The sequence below is a fragment of the Alteromonas marina genome (assembly GCF_000808575.1).
In the GTDB taxonomy this organism is placed as follows: domain Bacteria; phylum Pseudomonadota; class Gammaproteobacteria; order Enterobacterales; family Alteromonadaceae; genus Alteromonas; species Alteromonas marina_A.
On record NZ_JWLW01000004.1, the window covers coordinates 1 to 21810 of the forward strand.

A 21810-nucleotide genomic window follows, 5' to 3' on the forward strand; every position below is an offset into this window, starting at 1 on the left:
TTAACTGACTGGCATTAGCCTTTTGGCGCTGTTTTTGTTTATATCAGTTTGAACAAAACTACTCTTTATTTTCTACAGGCCATCCGCCTAACGCTTTATAGCGATTTACCATATAGCAAAATAGCTCTGTGGTCTTTTGGGCGTCATATAGCGCGCTGTGCGCTTCGTTTTGATCAAATGCAATCCCTGCAGCACGGCACGCTTTTACCAAAACAGTTTGTCCTAAGGCAAGACCTGCAAGACTGGTGGTATCAAACGAAACAAATGGGTGGAACGGTGTGCGCTTTATATTACAGCGCTCTATCGCAGCATTGACGAAACTCTGATCGAACGTTGCATTATGAGCAACGATAACAGAACGTTGGCAGTCAGCATTTTTTTGCGCCTTGCGGATAACTTTACATAAGTCCTTCATGGCTTCGCTTTCTTCAATCGCACCTCGTAATGCACAATTTGGGTCGATACCATTAAACTCTAAGGCTGCTGGCTCTAGGTTGGCACCTTCAAAGGGGTCAATGTGATAGTGAAAAGTTTGATCGGGATGAAGTATACCGTTTTCATCCATTTTTACTGTTACCGCTGCTAATTCTAACAGGGCGTCAGTGCCTGCATTAAATCCGGCTGTTTCAACGTCGATGACAACGGGAAAATAACCTCGAAAGCGCTGGGAAAGAAGGGGCGGGTTGGCAGACATAAACACTCTTGTAAGACTCTATTGCGTAAATTGGTTGGTGACTCAAGTGCGTACCAACCTGCGAAGCATATTGCGTAAAAGAATTATCGCAAGGATACCTTCGAGTTGCCAGTTTCAATTTATACGTTGTTAAATCAGGGGTATAGCAATGGTACGAAACTCCGATGGTATTAAACGCTAAACTTTTCTACAATTTGGACGATAATCATATTAAGCGTAATGAATTCAAAAGCTCAATGAGAGTGTTTTATATAAGTTAATTCGATTCAATATGCTTGGTGATTCGGGGCGTATCATTGTCTCTTGCCCGTGTTTGTCTGATTTTCGTTATGGTGTCGAAATGGTGTCGAAATTAAAATATATCGCTTTATTGGGGGTAGTGGGGTCATTATCTTCCCACGCTGCCATGCGGCAATATTCTGCAACCATAGAAAGCTCCAACTGGCGTATCGATACTGACACCCGCCTTCAGTGTACTCTCAACCACGCATTACCGGGTTACGGTGAAGCCATGTTCACAAGCACGGCATCGAAGCAACTTAACATGGAATTTGAGCTGGACATGCATTTGCTGCCCAGCAAATTTGATATGGCTGCAGTCTATTCTGTACCACCTAAATGGATGCCAGGCGTCGCGCCTAAAACCATAGCCGACATGTCTCTTCGAAAACAGTACAACGGTGATCTACCCCAAGATGCTGCGTGGACTATGCTGTCTGAATTGGAAAAAGGCTTTTGGCCCACAATCTATTACCAAGACTGGTATAACAAATACGACCAGGTGAGCGTGGCACTAAACGCCAGTAATTTTTCAGGCGTGTATCGAGAGTTCGTTAAGTGTGTCTCGAACCTACTCCCATTTAGTTTTGATGATATTGCCTACACGGTATTGTCTTATAAGAACAACAGCACAGAACTGACCAAATATTCGCAAAAGCGTTTAACCATGATTGGTGAATATTTGAAAGAAGACAGCGAGCTCGAGCTTGTGCTTCTTGACGGTTATACCGATAGCTATGGCGGTCGCTACAACAACGAACAATTGTCTATTCGACGGGCCAACGAAGTAAAAAGCTATTTGACGACGCTAGGTGTACCTGAAGATCGAATTCAGTTAACAGGCCACGGTGAGAAACGCCATATTGCGCCAAACGATACGCGAGAAAGCCGCGCCCAAAACAGACGCGTGGTGGTGCGACTTTCTAAATCGTAGGCGCTAATTGTTGCGCCTACACTCGCTTTAAAATGCGTTAGTTTTATTTTTCTCGCCACCTTAATACCGGTATTAAATGGTCGGTGAAAACACCGTCAGCATGTATTACGTTGTCTAAAACTTCCAAGACTTGTTCTGAACTCATACCTGCCGGTAGTGCATCATGTCGGTAGGTGTAGGGGTGGATTGTCAGGTTATTTTCGTGGGCGTATTTAATCCATTCCGCAGCTTCTATTTTTCCTTGAGCCATCGCTTTTTTATCGAGTAAATGGCCTAACCAAGGGCCTATACCATCGGCATACAATGCAACCTGCTGCATGCCTTTCTGTGTGCGTAGCCATTCATAGTCTGTGTCGCTTTCGCCCCAGTCGTTCTCGCCAATCAGCATGACAACTTTACCTTTATAGCCCAAGGTTTCACGAATGCGCTTAACTTCGTTAAAGTCGAAGCATTGCAGATAGCTATTACCGCTCTCGCCACCAAATCCGTAAGCATTTAAAGCATCTACAACGATTTTACTGGCATCAATGCCTTCTTTAATGTGAAAGGCAGGGGACTTTACTTCAGGATAAACCCCTACAGATGTGCCAAATTGGCGATTTAGCTCGCTGATTAATTCAAAATGTTCAGCTAATGTAGCCACTTTGAAGTTAGCGTGGTTACCGCGATATCTATCGGCAAACACTTGGCTCCCGTCACTATTAGTGCGCTCGTGTACCCGCAGTTGTCGCAGTTCTTCAAGGGTAAAATCACGCGCGTAATAACGGCCGTCACCTCGATGGCGCGCCGGGAACACATCTTCTACGTTGGTAACCGTTTCTAAATGAATGTCGTGTAGTACAACGGGTATGTCGTCTTTGGTGATAACAACATCTTGTTCGATAAAATCAGGGCGCAATGAAAAAGCGAGAGTAGCAGCTTCGAGAGTATGCTCAGGTAAATAGCCAGATGCGCCGCGATGGGCAATTACCGTAAATCGCTCTTCATCCTTCACTTTTGTATCAGCGATTGTTTGCGCATGGTCGTTATACGTAGCAGTGGCCGAAAACGCATTGCCAGAAGCAAATGAAGCGGTAAAAGCGACAAGTAACGCTGGCAGAATAGCGGCTAGTTTTGCTTTGGGTTTAGTGCAAAAATTTACATTGCCCTTTGCTCTAGAATTCGGGCTTGGCGCTATTCCAGCTAGGTTTATACTTTTAGCGTTTTGCGTAAATAACAAGCGATTTCGTAGCATGTAACGTCACTCCATGTGTTTTAATTGGCTGCTAATCTGTGCCACACTTTTGTATGTGATACTGTGGTGTTTAAAGCGTCTAAAGCGTTTAAATCGCGCTAAGTATCAAGGGCTTCTTCTCGCGCTCATACTTGCGAGCTTGATCACAGCGAGATTGATTTATTTTGTATGAGTTCTATGGCATATCCATCGGGGTCGCGTACAAAAGCGATAACTGTTGACCCACCTTTTACAGGGCCTGGTTTGCGATACACATCGGCACCATTTGCTTCTAAATTCTCACAAAACTGATAGATGTCATCTACTTCAATGGCGATATGACCATATGCGTTACCCTTATCGTAGGAATTGTCGCCCCAGTTATAGGTAAGTTCTAATACTGTACTGTCAGCTTCATCACCATATCCAACGAAAGCCAGCGTATATTCGTATTCTTTGTTTTCAGACTGACGAAGAAGGCGCATGCCCATGAGTGAAGTATAAAAATGAAGTGAAGCTTCTAAGTTTTCAACTCGAAGCATGGTGTGAAGCATTCGCATAACAGATTCCTTTTCGAGCCATCGGAATAACTCGATGGCACACAGCATTGTGATTGCGTGTTGGACGTTACTTTTCTGTACTCCTAAATTCATAAAGTACTTTCATAAGTAAACGCAAACGACACGCGCTTATGATAATAAGGAAATGTTAACGCTTTAAGACAGTTTTACAATTCTAATTAATCGTAACATACCAGTCCGCATAGATAATTTCCCACTCAGAAAGTGCTGGCAAGTTTCCTAGCGAAGCGTGGGAGTGCAGGAATAGTTGTTCCCTTTCAAATTCCCAGAATGAAGCTAGGAAGCTTGCCAGATCTTCCCGAAGGGCGAGTTTAAAATGTCCGTACTCTTTGTTGTGTCACCTTAATGTAGAACCACTATACCTGCGGTAACACGCCGCGATTACGAACATTTTAAGTCTCGCTGAGTGGGTAATTATCTATGTGGACTGGTATCAAAAGCCCCACAGACCGATATTATCAATTTTAAGACGGCGAGGCTGGCCCAACAGGTACACTACCATCTTACCTAGATCTTCATTTTGAATCAGGTTAATGAGTACGTGTCTGTCATAATTTAAACCTATAGCAAAAAAGCAAGACTAACCTAGCTTTCAACTGCCTTGAACAAACATACGTATTCAGCTTCCAAAAAACATTTTTGTAAAAAAGTTGTATTTTGGTTAAAAAATAAACTAAAAACTAGTAGACATTACTCACAATAACCTGTACCTTTCGCATCGCTCTAGATATGTTATTTGCTTTACCTATTACTGCGCTGTACCTCTTTTTTAAATCTTTCAAATTGAAGTTTTATATAGATATACAACTGCTTTACTAGCTTGGAGATGTCTATAGCTATTCGGTGGCTTCCACCATTACATCAATTTTTTTAAAAGGTTTTTATTATGTCTAATTCTGTAAACGGTACAGTTAAGTGGTTCAACGAAGAAAAAGGTTTTGGTTTTATCACTCCTGAAGCTGGCGGCAAAGACGTATTCGTACATTTCCGTTCAATTGCTTCTGACGGTTTCAAAACGTTGAAAGAAGGCCAAGAAGTTAGCTTCGAAGTTGAACAAGGCCAAAAAGGTCCACAAGCTGCTAACGTAGTAGTTCGATAAGACCTCTAAGCTTATCAAAGGTCATTTCTCTTTTCTGAAGTGACCTCATAAAATATGGGCTCTTTCTGAAACTTAGTGTTCACGCAAGAGCCTAATTATCGTTTTTCGATTTCTTTACCCAACCTGCGAGGAATTCAAAACAAATAACATCAAAAAAGAAGTATTTACTATGCAATTTCAAGATTCTATCTCTACCTTTAATAGCGCCATGTCAGGTGCGTTAATTTCAAATATCTCCATAAATAAAACAACCGTTGCCTATAAACATGCGAATACTTATCGGCATGTAGAATTGCCATCAAGGCAAGAAGCAAAGCGATTTGTTGCCCAGCTTATTCAAGCGCAATAAAACGTAAGCATTTCGGACTAGCAGAGGCGAGGGTAAGCAGATTACTGGTATGCAATGGCCAGCACGAGATGCACTGACCACTGTTTGATGATTACTAACGTGAAACTATTGTTTAGCTTTTAAGTCAACGTCCGAATCGGCTAACAAGTATATACTTGCTGCGTAGGCTGCAATGTTTTGCGCAAGTTCATCGGGGGCAATTTTATCTAAGGTATCATCTGGCGTATGGTGAAGATCAAAGTAATCTCTACCGTTTTGATTTAACCTAATCGTTGGTACGCCTTTCGCTGCTAGCGGAATAATGTCAGGGCCGCCGCCAGCAATGTCTGAACCGCCACGCACTATACCTAGCGGTGATAAAATCTTCGCAATTTCATCGACTAGCACAGTCGCTTCGGGATTCACATTTGACACTAGTTGCCAGATAGTTTGCGCACCAAAGTCAGATTCTGTGGCCAGAACGTGATTTTTAAGGTTCTTTTCGTGCTGTTTAGCGTAAGCAAAGGCGCCTAATAGGCCCACTTCTTCAGCGCCAAACATGACCACACGAATGGTGCGTTTTGGGCGCTCTGGCAGTGAAGCAATTAATGCAGCAGCTGCCGTGGTAATAGCAACGCCTGCGCCGTCATCAACTGCACCGGTTCCTAAGTCCCAGCTGTCTAGGTGGCCGCCAATAAGGATAATCTCTTCGGGTTTCTCACTGCCCACTAAATCCAGTATTACGTTGCCGCTGTTTACTTCGCCTTTCCATTTCGATTCAGAGTGAAGCGACAGTGACAGCGGTTTACCTAAGTTATGTAGACGTCGTAAATGGTCTGCGTCAGGGTTTGAGATAGCGACTACGGGGATATCAGCCCAATTATCGCCGTCTGAGCTCATCATGCCTGAGTGAGGGAAACGGTGAGAGTCTGAACCTACTGAGCGCACGACCAGCGCTTCAGCGCCGCCGCGTTGAGCATGTTGCCAACCAATTCGGCGGCGTTGGTTCGCTTGACCATAGCCTGCACCTGTTTGGCTTTTAACCATGGCGTCGCCATCGACAAATGCAATTTTGCCTTTAAGGGCACCATCTTTAACTGCGGTTAGCGCGTGAATGTCTCTGAAATAAACGATGTCTGCATTAATCTCGCTTTCAGAAGGCGCTGCACCGCCAAGGGCTGTGCCGTAAAGCGGTTGAGCATAAGGCGCCGTGAGTGAAATGTGTAGGTGGCCTCTATCCCAAAAGGGCATAGTGAATTCTTCTACGCTGACTTTATCAAAACCTAGACGTTCTCCTACCACCACGCCCCAATCTCTAGCTCGTTTTTCTGCTTCAGAGCCGCCCAGGCGAGGGCCAATCTCAGTGGTTAGTGATTCAACAATGCTATAGCCTAAATCACTTTTCAGGGCTTTTTGAATTAATGCTTCCGCATTTTTCTTTTGCTCGTCAGTGATGGGGGATGTTTCTGCAAAAACACCAAAACTGCATGCACTTACTAATGCACCAAACGCTAGCCTTCTAGCGATAGTATTCAATCGAGACATGTGTTCTCCATGGATTTATTTTTATATTTCTTTTTTATTTGCGCGAGCAAAACTCTAACCCATCCATCATAGCCAATTTGATTGTCCCTTTCGAGGCAAACCACAAGCGTAAGTCGTGTGTTAGTCGCAAAATTTCTTTTAAGAGAAAATAAATGGAGAATAAAAAAGGAGCCTAAGGCTCCTCTCTGAAAGTTTCTATTTACGCTTCTTCTTAAGCGCCAACTTTTGTTTTTTCTCTTGTTCCTTCAGTACTTCGTTAATGAAACTCTTTCTGCCGAACTCGCGTGTGATAACACACTTGTTTAAGTCGAAACCGCGGGCAGGGCAGTATTCTCTACCATATAGAATGATTTGGAGATGCAAATCGTTCCACCTTTCTTTTGGGAACAAACGTTTTGCGTCACGCTCTGTCTGCTCTACACTTTTTCCGTTCGACAGCCCCCAGCGATACATTAATCGGTGGATATGAGTATCTACGGGAAAAGCAGGAATGCCAAAGCCTTGAGACATAACCACAGCGGCAGTCTTGTGACCCACTGCTGGCATGGCTTCCAGCGCTTCAAAGTTTGCAGGCACTTCACCGTTATGCTGCTTGATGATCATGTCAGACAAATGCCAAATGCCTTTGGACTTCATGGGAGATAAACCACAAGGGCGAATAATGTCTTGAATTTCTTCAATACTCATCAATACCATGTCGTACGGATTATCTGCCCGAGCAAAGAGCTTTGGCGTAATTTGGTTAACGCGCTCATCTGTACATTGCGCCGATAGGAGAACCGCAATGAGTAACGTATATGGGTCTTTATGATCTAAAAAGATAGGAATTTCCGGATAAAGGTCATCCAGTATTCGCATGATTTCTTTTACTTTTTCCTGCTTAGAAAGCGGCTTGGCCGGCTTAACTACATCATTCATTTCTAAATACTTTTTTGTTTTTGATTTTTAGCGTTTAGCTTTCAGCTGTAACGCGTACCCGTTCAGCCTTCACTGCAGGCAATGTTTGCTTAGCGGCTAACTTTGCATCAATACTGTTTTTGATAGCAATGAGAAGACCCATACCTAAAAAGGCACCAGGCGGCAGTATCGCAAGCAAAAACGGATTTTCAGTATTGAAAAGCGTGATGGTCCAGTTCTCAGCAATTGAGCCAAACAGTCTGTCTGCACCAGCTAGCAATGTACCTGCACCCAATATCTCACGCATACCACCTAAAATGACCAGCACTGCGGTAAAACCCAGTCCCATCATGAATCCGTCGTAGGCAGAGGCGAGCGGCCCGTTTTTCGACGCAAAGGCTTCTGCGCGGCCTATGATGGCGCAGTTAGTTACAATCAGCGGAATGAAAATACCTAGCGCTAAGTAAAGGTCATAGGTGTATGCATTCATTAATAGCTGAACAATGGTAACGAACGCAGCAATGATCATAACAAAAACGGGAATGCGGATTTCGTTTCTTACCACATTACGAACGAGTGAAACGGTAACGTTACTGCCAATGAGTACCAACATGGTAGCGAGGCCTAACCCAAGACCATTGATAAAGGTTGCGGTAACGGCCAATAGCGGGCACAAACCTAACAGTTGTACCAGCGCAGGATTGTTCTTCCAAAGCCCTTGTAAAGACAGGTCGCGAAAATCAGTCACGTTATAGCTCCTCTACACTATGAGGTTGAGCCTCATTCACGTTAATCGCATCAATTGTTTCAACGGAATCTGTAATTGCGCAGGTGTTAGGAGCGTTGAAAAGTGCAGATTGGTTGGCCTGTGCATAAAGCAAGGCTTCGCGTACTGCTCTTACTACTGCTCTCGGCGTGATGGTAGCGCCAGTGAACTGATCGAACTCACCACCGTCCTTTTTGACCTGCCAAGGCGCCAAATTGTCGGGTGAAAAAGGCTTGTCACTGAACGCCGTTATCCAGTTGCTAACGGCAAGCTCTATTTTATCGCCAAGCCCAGGGGTTTCTTTGTGTTCGATAACGCGCACGCCAAGCACCCTCATACTGATTCTATTAGTGTTGGGCGCAGAAATATCGGACGCATTCTCGTCTTGCTCAGATGACTTCTGAGGTGTTGAGTCAAGCTCGGCCAATTCCGAGAGCGCTAACGCGGTGATATTGAGATTTTCGCTCTCACCGTCGAGCGAGTCAGTACTCGAGCCGCCTTGTGTGTTTCCAGCAACGTGTGCATCCACTTTTACACCAACAACGATATCGATATCTCCACTGTATCCGTCTGGAGCAGTGGCTTCTAATACTAATGCGCTAGGTTGGCCATTTAACGTCGCACGATATATTTTGTGGGCTTTTTTGTTGCCAAGTTCAGGTGCATTGACCTCTGTGCAGTTGGCGTAAAGGGCATTGTCGTGGAATTCGCTAGGCACGACTTCATTAAGTACGCTTAGGAGTTTTTGCTGCTTTTGTAGCTCAATTTTATCTTGGGTGCCAAAAAAAGTGAGTGCTATTAATGCTGTGGTAACAACGGCAAACGCACCTAACATAAGGCCGTTTTTGGTCAAGCTTTCTTTCATCATTAGTGTTTACCTCGACCTTTAACGTTTTTGCCGTACACGCGAGGACGGGTATAGTAATCAATCAAAGGCACCGCCATATTCATAATAATAACCGCAAACGCTACGGCATCAGGGTAACCACCAAAGGTACGGATTATTACCACCCAAAAGCCAATCGCTGCACCAAATATAATGCGGCCTCTTGGTGTTGTTGATGCTGAAACCGGGTCGGTGGCGATAAAGAAGGCGCCCACCATTACTGCACCGTTAAACAGGTGAAATAGCGGTGAAGCGTAGTAATCGGCGTTTGCTAAATGAAGCAGTGATGCACAAACAAACACGCTTAGCAGCATACCTCCCGGGATATGCCAGCTGATAACGCGGGTCTTCCAAAGGTAGAGGCCACCAAGTAAATACGCAAGACTCACCATTCCCCACCCAGCACCAGCAGCTTCGAATACCCCGCCATCGAAGATTGGCTTCGCTAATGATTCTGAGTATGTTACGCCTTGCGTTAGGTCGGTTTTCAATGTGTCTAACGGTGTAGCCATGGTTACACCATCGGCAATGGTTTTGAGTTGAGTGACATCGTATCCGCTAGTAGTAAAACCAGTAAATATGAGTGATACCGAATCAAAGAAACTTGGCGTAATGCCAGCGTGAGTCGCAGGAGGCAGCCATAGGCTCATAGCCGCAGGGAATGAAATAAGCAGTACCACATACGCTATCATGGCAGGGTTGAAAATATTAAAGCCAAGCCCGCCGTAAACCTGTTTGGCCACAGCGATGGCGAAGAAAACACCTGTAACCGTCATCCACCAAGGTAGGGTAGGAGGAATACTAATGGCTATGAGTAACCCGGTTAATACCGCACTGTAATCAGTCAGCGTACGTTCAATAGGTCGTTTTCTCAGAAAGAGGATCACGCCTTCAATAACTAGGGCGCTCACTACTGCGATGACCGCTTGAATTAGCACTCCCCAACCAAAAAAGAGGGATTGTGCAATCATGCCGGGGATCATGGCGTAAATCACCATACGCATGACTTGGCCGGTATCGCGTCTTACCCTTTGGTGTGGTGAACTCGATAAACTTAACTTCATTATGATTCTTTCTCTTGTTCAGCTGCTACTTTTTTTGCTTTAGCCTTTGCTACTGCAGCTGCAATGCGCGCTTTCTTTTCATCTTGTGCCGTCGGTTGAGATGGAGCTTGCGTGCTTGTTGTCTGGCCTACACGGCTAGACGATTCGCTCTGCTCAAATGCTTTACTGCTTTCCTGCTCAGCAGTATCTGATGAAGTCGCTACATTGCCATTACTGTCTTGAGTAAGTTTCTTTGCTTTAGCCTTTGCCACTGCGGCAGCAATGCGCGCCTTTTTCTCGTCAGCTTCATTTGTCGAGGCAGCGTTGTTAGCATCAGTCTCGCCATCAGGGCTAGATACTTGCGTATTTTGCGAAGCGGCCTTTTTAGCTTTCGCTTTTGCTACCGCCGCTGCGATCCTAGCTTGCTTTTCATCTAGCTGTTCTTTGGAGCGACTCTCTGGTTGCTCATCCAATTGAGTTGGCGCACCTTGCTCTGAAACTGACTTATCAGGCTGCCCGTCTTCGCTATTTCTAGCAGCTTTTTGCGCTTTAGCTTTAGCGATTGCCGCGGCAATACGCGCTTTTTTCTGCGCTTCAGCGGTTAGCTCTGAATTAGCTTCAGTATCGGAAAGTTCGGTATGCTTTTCGCCTTGAGAGCCCGCAGGTTTTTCTGCTGAAGATGCTTCAGACTGGCTGACTTGCGCGGCTTTTTTTGCTTTTGCTCTAGCGATAGCGGCAGCAACTTTAGCTTTTTTCTCATCTTCTGGTGATGATGACTGGTTACTTGGCTGTTCTGTGGTTGATGGTTCGACAGCGCTTTCATCTTGCGTTTCGTTTTGAGCTTGTGCGGCCTTTTTCGCTTTTGCTCTGGCGATTGCTGCAGCAACCTTTGCCTTTTTATCATCTTCTGGCGGTGACGCTTGCTCAACTTGCTTATCCGCGCTTTCAAGTTGAGCTTCATTCTGGGCTTGTGCGGCTTTTTTCGCCTTAGCTCTGGCAATAGCTGCTGCTACCTGTGCTTTTTTATCGTCTGCCGCAGTGCTTGGTTCGTTGGTATTTGTTGTATTACTTTCATCCTTTGCGTTGGCCTGCATAGCCGCTTTCTTTGCTTTCGCACGCGCAAGCGCCGCCGCTACTTTGTCCTTGGCCTCAGTTGCGCCAGCATCAACAGCGCTATTCGCATTATCGGCTACTGCATTTTCTTCTTTGGCTTTGTTGGCGGCTAATCGTGCTTCTTTTGCTTTTCTATGTTTTTCTTCGCGCTCAAGTTTTTCGCGCTCTAAACGTTCTTTACGTGCTTCAAAACGCTGTTTAGCTTTTTCGGCCTTGTTCTTTTCATCACGCTGAATGCGTATTTCAGATTTAGCCTGGCGGTAGTAATGCACCAGTGGGATTTCACTGGGGCAAACGTAAGCACATGCGCCGCACTCTATACAGTCGAAAAGGTCGTATTCTTCGGCTTTATCGTATTCTTTTGCTTTGGCGTGCCAAAACATTTGTTGGGGGAGCAACGACGCAGGGCATGCGTCGGCGCATGCGCTACAGCGAATACAGGGGCGCTCTGCATTGTCGTCTACCAGCTCTTTTTTTGCAGGAACCAGCAAACAGTTTGTGGTTTTAACCACGGGGATCGTAGCGTCTGATAAGGTAAAGCCCATCATAGGCCCGCCCATAATCACTTTAGGTGCTTTCTGTTTTTTCGGGTTGTAGTTTGCTTCATCCAATAGATGAGAGACGGGCGTACCCAACAACGCTCTAAAATTGCTTGGTGATTCAACGGCTTCACCAGTTACGGTAACAACCCGTTCAATCAGCGGCTTGCCGTGTAAAATAGCATCTGCAATGGCATAGCAGGTACCAACGTTGAACATCATCACGCCTACGTCGGCAGGCAATCCATTTCTTGGAACTTCTCGGCCAGTCAGTACCTGAATCAGCTGTTTTTCGCCGCCGGCAGGGTATTTAGTCTCAACGCTAACAACGCGATAGTCTTTCTTATCCTGACAGGCAATATTAAGTGCTTCGAAAGCCTCTGGCTTGTTGTCTTCAACCGCAACTACAATGGCCTTCGGCCCAATAAGGTGAGTAAGAATGTCTAGACCCTGGCGTATTTGCCAGGCGTGCTCACGCATTAATCGATCATCAGAAGTAATGTAAGGCTCGCACTCAATCCCATTTAAAATAAGAAACTCAACAGGTTTAGATGTTGAGGTTTTTATATGGGTAGGGAAGCCGGCACCACCCATTCCTGAAATTCCTGCTTGGCAAATAGCTTCTATAAGCTTGTTCTTATCTATGTCGCTATATTTTGCTACTGGAGATAGGTCGCACCATGTGTCTTTACCGTCAGGACGTATCGAAATACACATTTCTGTTAGGCCGCTAGGGTGGGCTACAACATGCGGAGCAATCGCAACAACCTCGCCCGAGGTTGGCGCATGAACTGGCACAGAAAAAGGCGATGAGCTTTGCGAAAGAATTTGGCCTTTCAATACGGTATCGCCAACTTCTACGCAGCAGATACCCTCTGAGCCAATGTGCTGCCTTAAAGGAACAATCAATAATTCGGGTAACGACGGTTTCTTTATTACTGATGTATTAGATAGAGATTTCTTATCGTCGGGATGTACGCCACCTGGAAATGAGTACATCTTTCCCGCTTCAAGGGTTTCTATAATTGAATCAAAACTTGGATACATCACAATTACGACACCATTTTGATGGGGATATCACCTTTGGGCGATGATTCAAAATCCCATTTCCATGTAGAAGTTGTTTGAGCAATTGGCACCATGTCGATACAGTCGACAGGGCAGGGATCTACACATAGGTCACACCCTGTACATTCATCAGTAATAACCGTGTGCATGTGTTTGGCGGCACCTAAAATGGCGTCGACAGGGCAGGCCTGAATACATTTGGTACAGCCGATACATTCGTCTTCGCGTATAAACGCGACTTTTTTAACGTCTTCTTCGCCATGAGCTGCATCAAGGGGTTTAGGTTCAACTCCCATCAAATCTGCGAGTTTTTTAATCGTTGCCTCGCCACCAGGTGGGCACTTATTAATATCATCACCTTCAGCAATTGCCTCAGCATAAGGCTTGCAGCCCGGATATCCGCATTGGCCACACTGAGTTTGTGGTAGTACGGCATCTATTTGCTCAACAAGCGGGTCGCCCTCAACTTTAAAGCGAATGCTCGCGTAGCCCAGAACTAAGCCAAAAATAAGCGCAAGGACGCCAATGGCAACAACGGCGAATATAATTGCGGTAGATATCGTCATTACACTTTCACCAGTCCACTAAAGCCCATAAATGCAAGGGACATCAGGCCAGCGGTTATCATAGCGATTGAGGCACCTTTAAAAGATACAGGTACATCAGCAGCAGCTAAACGCTCACGCATGGCCGCAAATAACACCAGTACCAGAGAGAATCCCACAGCAGCGCCGAAACCATAAATAAGACTCTGCATGAAATTATGCTGTTCGGTAAGGTTTAATAGCGCTACACCAAGCACTGCACAGTTGGTTGTGATAAGAGGAAGGAAAATACCTAACAATCTATATAAGGTAGGGCTGGTTTTGTGTACGACCATTTCTGTGAACTGAACCACCACTGCGATAACAAGAATAAAGGCCAGCGTTCTAAGGTAACCAATGCCCAGTGGAGCAAGTAAATAGGTTTCCACTAGGTAGCTCGACGCAGAGGCAAGGGTGAGTACAAATGTAGTGGCCATAGACATGCCCATGGCAGTTTCAAGTTTGCCAGACACACCCATAAACGGGCATAAGCCGAGAAATTTAACCAACACAAAGTTGTTAACCAGTACTGTACCAATCAATAGCAGTAAAAATTCAGTCATGAATAACGCAATTCCTTCGAGGAATTTTGACGGACAATGCCCGCGAATTAAAAAGAAAAACAGATTAGGTCTATTATCCCTTTTTAGAACGGGTTTAACAACTTGATTGAATTAGGGTTATTTAATGTCTAAACGCGTTGTTTTAGGAATTAAAATAGAATGAAGTGGGTGAGGCGATTAAGAGCCAACTAAGTGGCTCCCCCTCCCCGACTCGAACGGGGGACCTGCGGATTAACAGTCCGTCGCTCTAACCAACTGAGCTAAGGGGGAATCGACACCTAAGTTGTTTGCTGAAGTTGGCTCCCCCTCCCCGACTCGAACGGGGGACCTGCGGATTAACAGTCCGTCGCTCTAACCAACTGAGCTAAGGGGGACCTGTGCTTCAACGGAGGCGAATATTAAAGACGTACTTAGGAACTGTCAACAACATAAATGAAATATTTGTGCTGACTGCGCAAAAAATAGCTTTTTACGGCTTTTATGTTCATTTTGTCGTCAATGCAGAGAAAATGATGGTTAATAACTGCACATTATTCCCTCATTGCTTATGAACAAGAGGTTGTTTTAGTCATTGATAGTTTTACCCATCTCGTTTTCTTATATATCTCACTAAAGTTAAAGGGTATAACTAAATAGAATAAAAAAACGCTTTCATACTGGTATTATGTACAGGGTTTAATAAATCTGTAACCTGTACCTGAGGATTAAAAGGTTAGTCACCACTTACGTGCTGAGAAATTAATCGAGCACGAAATCCCGCCGAATATGGTCTGGCGTTAGTTATCCACTAAATCTGTGGATAACTATGTTGATAGCTTATAATCGCTGTTGTTATTTACGAGATCGCGTGCGTATTGATCTAATCAGGTTATGGCGTTATTGAGTGGATAAGCTTTTTAATACAGAGGGTTAGGGTGTTTTTTTTGATCTTGTTTCTCGATCGGAATAGATCGGTTGAACAAAAAGTAGCTTGTGTGTTAATTCAACGAATGCCTAAATGCTATTCAATGAAATCCATCTTAATTCTCAATGTCTTACATTTTGTTAACATTTTTGTGTGTCTTTTAAACGCTCTATTTAGATAGCTAGATGCGCCCGAGACGTTTTGCCTGCATATTAAAAGTGAAACAGGATAGAAATTAAACTGTAATGAACACATACGCACGTGTTTTGATTTATTTTTATAAAAAAACTAGGAATTTTGTGGCGTAGCCAGCGAAATGGTTCATCGCACGTACTTTTGTCAAAAACATCGCTTTTCATACAACCCTCTTATGCTTTGTTTTGTTTGTCGAATACGCATAGCTAAATAGTGTTCACTCTTTTACACTAACGCGCAATTGATGAGGGGATTTTAGTTTGCCGGAGCTCAAGTGATAAAAAGTAACGCTAAACAACGTACTTCCGACTTATTGGAAGGAGATATAGGTACTACGTTAAAGCGTATGACTATTCCCATGATACTGGGAATGGTAATGATGATGAGCTTTGGACTTATCGATACCTTTTTTGTGAGCTTGTTGGGCACCGACCCTTTAGCCGCTATTAGTTTTACCTTTCCCGTTACTTTTACCGTAATAAGCCTAAACATAGGTTTAGGTATTGGTACCTCTGCAATTATAGGCAAGTTACAAGGCAGTAAAGAAATAACTAAGTCTCAACATTATGCGACGGGTTCATTAATGCTGTCCTTTTTGCTCGTGGGTGCATTAGCTGCAATTGGCTTTTTCACCATAGAGCCTGTGTTTACGTTGCTTAATGCAACAGACAATCTCATGCCGTATATATCTGACTATATGGGGCTATGGTACTTGTCGAGCGTCTTTCTTGCCATGCCGATGGTGGGCAATAGTGTGCTGCGAGCGTGTGGCGATACCCGCACACCCAGTATTGTTATGGCGGCAGGCGGCGGATTAAACGCGTTGCTTGATCCAATTTTCATTTTCGGCCTTGGGCCCATTCCGGCAATGGGAATAAAAGGCGCGGCACTCGCTACCTTTATAGCGTGGATAGTTGGTGCATTATGGATTCTTTATATTTTAGCCGTTCGTCGAAAGTTGATGTTGCCTCGACTGCTGTCACTTGCCGAGCTGCGTGATAGCAGCCGTGAAATTCTCAAAATAGGACTACCTGCGGCGGGGGCAAATATGCTTACCCCTGTTGCCGGTGGCGTGATGACAGCTGTAGTTGCTGGTTACGGTGCTGAAGCGGTTGCAGCGTGGGGAGTGGGAAATAGAATGGAGTCTATTGCAAGTATTGTTGTGCTAGCACTTTCCATGACACTGCCTCCATTTATCAGTCAAAACGTTGGGGCAGGCCAAGTAGAACGGGTAAAAACGGCATATTCGCTTACATTGAAATTTGTTCTGGTTTGGCAGTTCGCCATTTTTCTTGTCATGTGGGCGCTGTCTAGCTGGATAGCCGTCGCCTTTGCTAATGAAGCAGAGGTAAGCGTACTAATACAGCTGTTTCTGATGATTGTGCCGCTGGGTTATGGCATGCAAGGCATTATCATTCTGACTAACTCATCGTTGAATGCCATGCATCGTCCAATGACGGCATTAACGTTAAGTGTCATCCGCTTATTTGTTTTCTTCGTACCTATCAGCATTGTGGGTAGTTTTCTATTTGAACTGAAAGGGTTATTTGCAGGAACGGTCATTGCCAATATTGCAATGGCGTGTGTTTCATTTGTTGTTTTCAAACGTGCGATTACTCAGTTTGAATTAGATAAAGAAACGTCTGAGCACAGCTAATACCAGAGCGGCTATTTAAGGCTGTGCGTTTTTAATGTTGAGTAGTTTGACCGCAAGCAAGATGTTAAGCAGTAAGCTAAAGAAAAGGTTAAGTAAATGAGTAGAGGGTTTGAGCTTCATTCTAAATACAAGCCAGCAGGCGACCAGCCAAAAGCAATAGAAGCTTTGGTGGATGGCCTAGAAAGTGGCTTGGCCGGCCAAACACTGCTTGGTGTTACGGGGTCGGGTAAAACCTTTACCATGGCTAATGTCATTAAAGAAGTGCAGAGGCCAACGCTTATTCTTGCACACAACAAAACATTAGCGGCTCAGCTTTACGGTGAAATGAAAGAATTCTTCCCCAATAACGCCGTAGAGTACTTCGTTTCATATTACGATTATTATCAGCCAGAAGCCTACGTTCCAAGTACAGATACCTTTATTGAGAAAGACGCGTCAATCAATGATCATATTGAACAAATGCGACTGTCCGCCACTAAAGCGTTGATGGAGCGCAGAGACGTGGTCATTGTAGCGAGTGTGTCGGCTATTTATGGTTTGGGGGACCCTGAATCCTACATGAAGATGCTGTTGCACCTTCGCCAAGGCGACACCATGGATCAACGTGACATTCTACGTCGCCTTGCAGAACTGCAGTACAAGCGTAACGATTTAGCGTTTGAAAGGGGTACGTTTCGTGTGCGTGGCGATGTTATAGATATTTTCCCAGCGGACTCTGAAAAGCAAGCCGTAAGGGTCGAGCTTTTTGACGATGAGATAGATAAAATTAGTCTGTTCGACCCGCTAACCGGGGCTGTCGATAAGTCAGTTATTCGAGCAACGGTTTTTCCTAAAACGCACTATGTAACCCCTCGAGAGAAAATCCTCAATGCTATTGAGCATATCAAGGAAGAACTTGGCGATCGCAAAAAGCAACTTCAAGAGGCAAATAAGCTGATTGAAGAGCAGCGTATTTCACAGCGCACCCAGTTCGATATCGAAATGATGATGGAGCTTGGCTATTGTTCTGGGATCGAGAATTACTCTCGCTATCTTTCAGGAAGAGCACCGGGCGAACCACCTCCAACCTTATTGGACTATTTTCCAGCAGATGGCCTAATGTTTATTGATGAGTCTCACGTAACTGTCTCTCAAGTAGGGGCAATGTATCGTGGGGATCGCTCTAGAAAAGAGACCTTGGTGGAGTTTGGTTTCAGGCTGCCGTCGGCGTTGGACAATCGTCCGCTTAAGTTTGAAGAGTTTGAACAGATTTGCCCCCAAACCATCTATGTTTCTGCGACGCCAGGCGATTATGAATTAAAGAAAACTGACGGTGAGATAGTAGAGCAGGTTGTGCGTCCAACGGGTCTGCTAGACCCTGTTATTGAAGTACGCCCAGTAGCGACTCAGGTAGATGATGTCCTATCTGAAATTCAAAAGCGGGTAGAACTAGACGAACGTGTGCTTATTACTACCTTAACCAAGCGTATGGCTGAAGATTTAAGCGAGTATTTAAATGAGCACGGCGTTAAAGTTCGTTATCTGCATTCGGATATCGATACGGTAGAGCGAATTGAAATAATCCGAGACTTGCGACTGGGTAAATTCGACGTGCTGGTTGGTATTAACCTTTTACGTGAAGGTTTAGACATGCCAGAAGTGTCGCTGGTGGCGATTTTAGATGCCGACAAAGAAGGCTTTTTGCGCGCTGAGCGTTCATTAATTCAGACCATTGGTAGAGCCGCGCGTCACGTGAATGGTAAAGCTATTTTGTACGCTGACAGTATTACCAAGTCGATGAAAAAAGCGATGGACGAGACTGAACGCCGTCGTGAGAAGCAAATGGCGCATAATGAGGCAAACGGTATTACGCCAATGCGACTTAATAAGCCTATTACCGACATTATGGACTTAGGCGACTCTGCACATCCTGCGTCAGGTAAAGTCAGACTGCGCAAAGTTGAAGAGAAGAAAAAACAGCAGAAAACAGCCAGTGCCACTGAGCTGATGGACCAAATTACCGAGCTTGAAAAGCAGATGTTCGAATATGCTCGAGAACTCGAATTTGAAAAAGCAGCATCATTGCGCGACGATATTGAAGCGCTGAGAAAGCAGGTAGTTACACTGTCCTAGTCCACACTTATCGAAAGGTAACGACACTCTTTTTTCGCTGCAATGTGTCGAGAATTTATCTAGGCCTGTTGATCTATGATGTATTGCAAAGGTCAACAGGCCCTAGTATGCGCGCTTTAGTATTAAACTAAATAACTCTTACTGAGCTTAAGTGTATTTCTTCTTTTATGGCCTTTATATTCCTATAAATATTCTGGGTTTAATGCCGACCTGGCTAGCACAAATTTGTAATTTTCATCACATAATGAGACGAAAAGCCGTAAAATATCGTTGTAATAGCGCAATTAGTTACATATAGTTCTAGCTTGAGTATCGATAACTATACCTATAAACAGGTGCTAATATGCTTAATCGTCTTCAGGAGTCAGATATCAAGCTACTGCGAGTGTTTTACGCGGTAGCGAGCTGCAACGGATTTACTGCGGCAGAACCTGTGTTGCGTATGCAACGCCCTAATATCAGTGCCGCAATCAAAAAGCTAGAAGAGCGTTTAGACTTGGTGCTATGCCACCGTGGCCGTGGTGGCTTTCAAATGACAAAAGAAGGCGAGGTGGTTTTTCAAGAAACCAAGCGCATCTTCAATGCCTTCGACAACTTTGTATTCAACCTGAAATCGCTGCACGATGACTACTCCGGCCATATCACGCTAGTGTTAATGGCGGGCCTTCCGCTTTCAATGCATTTAGCCGTGAGTAAAGCGGTTAAGAGTACGATGAAGAAGTTTGACGATATTCATGTGAATATTCAAACGCGTCTTTACAACGAGGTTGAACATGTCGCGCTATCTGGCGAATGCCATCTTGTTGTTTCAACCTACGATATGGTTAAGCCTGAATCAGTAACTTTCCACCCCGTCGGGATTAAGACGGAAGGACGATTGTACTGTGCGCCAACTCACCCTTTGGCGAAGTATCGCGATACTGAGTTACCAGAAGGCGTTAAAATTGTTGACTATCCTGCTATCGGAATTTCAGGCTTATCGTCAGCTAACTATATCGAAGATGAAACCAGGCTATCTATCCAGACCTTCTCTGATTCATTTGACGCAGCAATGTCGGCGATAATGACCGGTGAATACATAGGTTTGTTGCCAGATTATATGGCAAAAGAGCAAGGGGCGGCGCTAGGACTTGTTCCAATTGCGCAGGGGAGTTTATTTAACTTCAGTCACGAGTTGTTTGTTATGAATGGCAAAAACACACGGTTAAATCCGGTCTTACGTCACTGTATTAAAGAGTTAAGCTATTTTATTTCTGAAAGTCAGAAGTAGATTTATCAACGCAAGCGATATGAAAACACCTCTTGTCTGAACGCGCATAAAAGCGCGTGAAACAAGGGGTGTTTTTTTATCGGACAACGTGTGCGGGTTAGCGCAACGCTTATTCGTACTCTAAAGGATCGATTGCATCATTTTCTTTAAATGCCTCTAAGCGTTCTTCGCACGCTCCGCATTTTCCACACGCTTTTTCCCTGCCGTTGTAACAGGTCCAGGTCTGTCCATAATCCAGTCCCATTGACAAGCCGTCCGTTAAAATAGCCGTTTTGCTGTCGTCAATATAAGGCGTCATAATAGTAACGGGAGTATAGTTAGCAATCCCGCATACATCATTCATTTTATGCACGAATTCAGGTCGGCAATCTGGATAAATGGCGTGATCGCCAGAGTGAGCGCCATAATAAACTTCGTTAGCCTCTAAACTTACTGCGTAGCCAACGGCTAGTGAGAGTAATATCATATTGCGATTTGGCACCACGGTTTGCTTCATGCTTGGCTCTTCATAGTGGCCTTCTGGTACGTCGATATCTGACGTGAGGGCTGAGCCACCGATAAGCGTATTTATAGCGCTAATATCAACAATTTTGTGTGGGACATTAAGGGATTTGCATACATTCGCGGCGTAATCGAGCTCTTTCTTGTGGCGTTGTCCGTAGTTAAAGCTCAGTGCATGAACTTTTTTACCTGCTTTTAGTGCTTTATGCAGCACTGTGAAGGAGTCCATGCCTCCTGAATAGATAACAACAACGTTTTCTGACATAGTTTTTCGAAGATTTAAGAAATTATGCCCGAATTTTATGTGATCCTTGGTAAAATCCCAACATACAATCGTTAAAGGGTGTCAAATTGTCTGTAATGTCCACATTAAACATCAATGAGATGTTTGAAACTATCCAGGGTGAAGGTGCTCACACTGGTATACCTTCTATCTTTGTTCGTTTACAAGGCTGTCCTGTGGGCTGCCCATGGTGCGATACTAAACACACATGGGAAATTAAGCCTGACTTGAGTGTGTCGCCACAAGCTGTGATCACAAAAGGCGAAGAGTCTGAAACCTATTTCATCTCCAGTGAGGAGGCTTTGCTGGCTGAGTTTGGGAAACAAGGCTATGTGGCAAAGCATGTAGTTATTACTGGCGGTGAGCCATGTATGTACGACCTACGTCCTCTGACGAGCCTACTACACGATAACGGATACACAACACAAATAGAGACCAGCGGTACCTTTGAAGTACTTTGTGACACGCGTACGTATGTGACGGTTTCTCCTAAAATAAACATGAAAGGCGGATATGACGTCTTAGTAAGTGCGCTTGAAAGAGCGAATGAAATCAAGCACCCCATCGCAATGCAAAAACATATAAACGAGCTTGATGCGCTGCTTGCTAATGTATCGTCATTAGACGGAAAACAGGTTTGTTTACAACCAATTAGCCAGCAAAAGAGAGCCACAGAACTTGCAGTGCGTACTTGTATTGAACGTAACTGGCGGCTATCTTTACAAACACACAAATACATTGGTATTGAATAGGTGT

General features: G+C 44.6%; 19 protein-coding genes and 2 tRNA genes. 7 read left to right on the forward strand and 14 right to left on the reverse strand.

Going from position 1 to position 21810, the window contains the following annotated elements; all coding sequences use genetic code 11:
- Positions 1–58 precede the first annotated feature (58 nt).
- Complete coding sequence (gene rnt, locus RJ41_RS02550) at positions 59–694, reverse strand: ribonuclease T (protein WP_039216679.1); 636 nt, start codon at positions 692–694, stop codon at positions 59–61.
- A gap of 340 nt (positions 695–1034) precedes the next feature.
- Here rnt and RJ41_RS02555 point away from each other — a divergent pair, with 340 nt between their 5' ends.
- Positions 1035–1907, forward strand: a complete 873-nt coding sequence (locus RJ41_RS02555; RefSeq protein WP_039216681.1) for a flagellar protein MotY — start codon at positions 1035–1037, stop codon at positions 1905–1907.
- 43 nt (positions 1908–1950) lie between these two features.
- Here the strand turns inward: RJ41_RS02555 and glpQ are convergent, their stop codons facing one another.
- Complete coding sequence (gene glpQ, locus RJ41_RS02560; RefSeq protein ID WP_039216683.1) at positions 1951–3141, reverse strand: glycerophosphodiester phosphodiesterase; 1191 nt, start codon at positions 3139–3141, stop codon at positions 1951–1953.
- A gap of 143 nt (positions 3142–3284) precedes the next feature.
- The gene (gloA, locus tag RJ41_RS02565; RefSeq protein ID WP_039216685.1) at positions 3285–3680 is read right to left on the reverse strand and encodes a lactoylglutathione lyase; all 396 of its coding nucleotides are present in this window, start codon (positions 3678–3680) and stop codon (positions 3285–3287) included.
- Positions 3681–4587: 907 nt separating this feature from the next.
- On the opposite strand from gloA, the gene cspE reads away from it, so the two are divergent.
- Both cspE and RJ41_RS02575 read left to right on the forward strand, forming a co-directional pair.
- Positions 4588–4800, forward strand: a complete 213-nt coding sequence (gene cspE / locus RJ41_RS02570; RefSeq protein WP_014948776.1) for a transcription antiterminator/RNA stability regulator CspE — start codon at positions 4588–4590, stop codon at positions 4798–4800.
- A gap of 169 nt (positions 4801–4969) precedes the next feature.
- Positions 4970–5149 carry a hypothetical protein gene (locus tag RJ41_RS02575; RefSeq protein WP_039216691.1) on the forward strand — a complete coding sequence of 60 codons (180 nt, stop codon included), beginning with the start codon at positions 4970–4972 and terminating at the stop codon, positions 5147–5149.
- Between the two features lie 105 nt (positions 5150–5254).
- Here the strand turns inward: RJ41_RS02575 and RJ41_RS02580 are convergent, their stop codons facing one another.
- The 10 genes from RJ41_RS02580 to RJ41_RS02625 all read right to left on the reverse strand — a co-directional run bounded on the left by RJ41_RS02580 (position 5255) and on the right by RJ41_RS02625 (position 14506).
- Entirely contained in the window at positions 5255–6673 is a 1419-nt protein-coding gene (locus RJ41_RS02580; RefSeq protein ID WP_039216694.1) for a M20/M25/M40 family metallo-hydrolase, read from the reverse strand.
- Positions 6674–6868: 195 nt separating this feature from the next.
- Positions 6869–7591 (reverse strand): endonuclease III domain-containing protein, encoded by a 723-nt coding sequence (locus RJ41_RS02585; protein ID WP_014975990.1) that lies wholly within the window; start codon positions 7589–7591, stop codon positions 6869–6871.
- A 34-nt stretch (positions 7592–7625) separates the two neighbouring features.
- Positions 7626–8318, reverse strand: coding sequence for an electron transport complex subunit E (locus tag RJ41_RS02590; protein WP_039216695.1), 693 nt, complete (start codon positions 8316–8318; stop codon positions 7626–7628).
- 1 nt (position 8319) lies between these two features.
- Positions 8320–9204 (reverse strand): RnfABCDGE type electron transport complex subunit G, encoded by an 885-nt coding sequence (locus tag RJ41_RS02595; protein WP_039216697.1) that lies wholly within the window; start codon positions 9202–9204, stop codon positions 8320–8322.
- Positions 9204–10286, reverse strand: coding sequence for an electron transport complex subunit RsxD (gene rsxD, locus RJ41_RS02600; RefSeq protein WP_039216698.1), 1083 nt, complete (start codon positions 10284–10286; stop codon positions 9204–9206). Before rsxD ends, RJ41_RS02595 begins: the two co-directional genes overlap by 1 nt.
- Complete coding sequence (rsxC, locus tag RJ41_RS02605; protein WP_039216699.1) at positions 10286–12964, reverse strand: electron transport complex subunit RsxC; 2679 nt, start codon at positions 12962–12964, stop codon at positions 10286–10288. Before rsxC ends, rsxD begins: the two co-directional genes overlap by 1 nt.
- 5 nt (positions 12965–12969) lie before the next feature.
- Positions 12970–13551 carry an electron transport complex subunit RsxB gene (gene rsxB, locus RJ41_RS02610; protein WP_014975992.1) on the reverse strand — a complete coding sequence of 194 codons (582 nt, stop codon included), beginning with the start codon at positions 13549–13551 and terminating at the stop codon, positions 12970–12972.
- Positions 13551–14132 carry an electron transport complex subunit RsxA gene (gene rsxA / locus RJ41_RS02615; protein ID WP_014975993.1) on the reverse strand — a complete coding sequence of 194 codons (582 nt, stop codon included), beginning with the start codon at positions 14130–14132 and terminating at the stop codon, positions 13551–13553. The genes rsxB and rsxA overlap by 1 nt, the downstream gene beginning before the upstream one ends.
- 193 nt (positions 14133–14325) lie before the next feature.
- Positions 14326–14402, reverse strand: a tRNA-Asn gene (locus tag RJ41_RS02620).
- 27 nt (positions 14403–14429) lie between these two features.
- Positions 14430–14506: transfer RNA gene (locus RJ41_RS02625), tRNA-Asn, on the reverse strand.
- 999 nt (positions 14507–15505) lie between these two features.
- Between RJ41_RS02625 and RJ41_RS02630 the strand changes: the two genes are divergently transcribed.
- The 3 genes from RJ41_RS02630 (at position 15506) to RJ41_RS02640 (ending at position 20270) form a co-directional block, all read left to right on the forward strand.
- Complete coding sequence (locus RJ41_RS02630) at positions 15506–16888, forward strand: MATE family efflux transporter (RefSeq protein ID WP_039216701.1); 1383 nt, start codon at positions 15506–15508, stop codon at positions 16886–16888.
- Positions 16889–16984: 96 nt separating this feature from the next.
- A complete protein-coding gene (uvrB, locus tag RJ41_RS02635; protein ID WP_014948785.1) occupies positions 16985–19000 on the forward strand; it encodes an excinuclease ABC subunit UvrB in 2016 nt (671 codons plus the stop codon).
- A gap of 343 nt (positions 19001–19343) precedes the next feature.
- A complete protein-coding gene (locus tag RJ41_RS02640; protein ID WP_039216702.1) occupies positions 19344–20270 on the forward strand; it encodes a LysR family transcriptional regulator in 927 nt (308 codons plus the stop codon).
- A 109-nt stretch (positions 20271–20379) separates the two neighbouring features.
- On the opposite strand, the gene queC is transcribed toward RJ41_RS02640, so the two are convergent.
- Entirely contained in the window at positions 20380–21036 is a 657-nt protein-coding gene (gene queC / locus RJ41_RS02645) for a 7-cyano-7-deazaguanine synthase QueC (RefSeq protein WP_039216703.1), read from the reverse strand.
- A gap of 95 nt (positions 21037–21131) precedes the next feature.
- Between queC and queE the strand changes: the two genes are divergently transcribed.
- A complete protein-coding gene (queE, locus tag RJ41_RS02650) occupies positions 21132–21806 on the forward strand; it encodes a 7-carboxy-7-deazaguanine synthase QueE (protein WP_039216704.1) in 675 nt (224 codons plus the stop codon).
- Positions 21807–21810: the final 4 nt, after the last annotated feature.

Excerpts from the sequence above, each read along its gene's own strand:
- RJ41_RS02555 (WP_039216681.1), top strand. The coding sequence starts at position 1,035 with ATGGTGTCGAAATTAAAATATATCGCTTTATTGGGGGTAGTGGGGTCA.
- rsxB (WP_014975992.1), bottom strand. The coding sequence starts at position 13,551 with ATGACGATATCTACCGCAATTATATTCGCCGTTGTTGCCATTGGCGTC.
- RJ41_RS02640 (WP_039216702.1), top strand. The coding sequence starts at position 19,344 with ATGCTTAATCGTCTTCAGGAGTCAGATATCAAGCTACTGCGAGTGTTT.
- gloA (WP_039216685.1), bottom strand. The coding sequence starts at position 3,680 with ATGCGAATGCTTCACACCATGCTTCGAGTTGAAAACTTAGAAGCTTCA.
- rsxD (WP_039216698.1), bottom strand. The coding sequence starts at position 10,286 with ATGAAGTTAAGTTTATCGAGTTCACCACACCAAAGGGTAAGACGCGAT.
- RJ41_RS02580 (WP_039216694.1), bottom strand. The coding sequence starts at position 6,673 with ATGTCTCGATTGAATACTATCGCTAGAAGGCTAGCGTTTGGTGCATTA.
- uvrB (WP_014948785.1), top strand. The coding sequence starts at position 16,985 with ATGAGTAGAGGGTTTGAGCTTCATTCTAAATACAAGCCAGCAGGCGAC.
- rsxA (WP_014975993.1), bottom strand. The coding sequence starts at position 14,132 with ATGACTGAATTTTTACTGCTATTGATTGGTACAGTACTGGTTAACAAC.
- rnt (WP_039216679.1), bottom strand. The coding sequence starts at position 694 with ATGTCTGCCAACCCGCCCCTTCTTTCCCAGCGCTTTCGAGGTTATTTT.
- RJ41_RS02575 (WP_039216691.1), top strand. The coding sequence starts at position 4,970 with ATGCAATTTCAAGATTCTATCTCTACCTTTAATAGCGCCATGTCAGGT.
- cspE (WP_014948776.1), top strand. The coding sequence starts at position 4,588 with ATGTCTAATTCTGTAAACGGTACAGTTAAGTGGTTCAACGAAGAAAAA.
- glpQ (WP_039216683.1), bottom strand. The coding sequence starts at position 3,141 with ATGCTACGAAATCGCTTGTTATTTACGCAAAACGCTAAAAGTATAAAC.
- queC (WP_039216703.1), bottom strand. The coding sequence starts at position 21,036 with ATGTCAGAAAACGTTGTTGTTATCTATTCAGGAGGCATGGACTCCTTC.
- queE (WP_039216704.1), top strand. The coding sequence starts at position 21,132 with ATGTCCACATTAAACATCAATGAGATGTTTGAAACTATCCAGGGTGAA.
- RJ41_RS02595 (WP_039216697.1), bottom strand. The coding sequence starts at position 9,204 with ATGATGAAAGAAAGCTTGACCAAAAACGGCCTTATGTTAGGTGCGTTT.
- RJ41_RS02585 (WP_014975990.1), bottom strand. The coding sequence starts at position 7,591 with ATGAATGATGTAGTTAAGCCGGCCAAGCCGCTTTCTAAGCAGGAAAAA.
- rsxC (WP_039216699.1), bottom strand. The coding sequence starts at position 12,964 with ATGTATCCAAGTTTTGATTCAATTATAGAAACCCTTGAAGCGGGAAAG.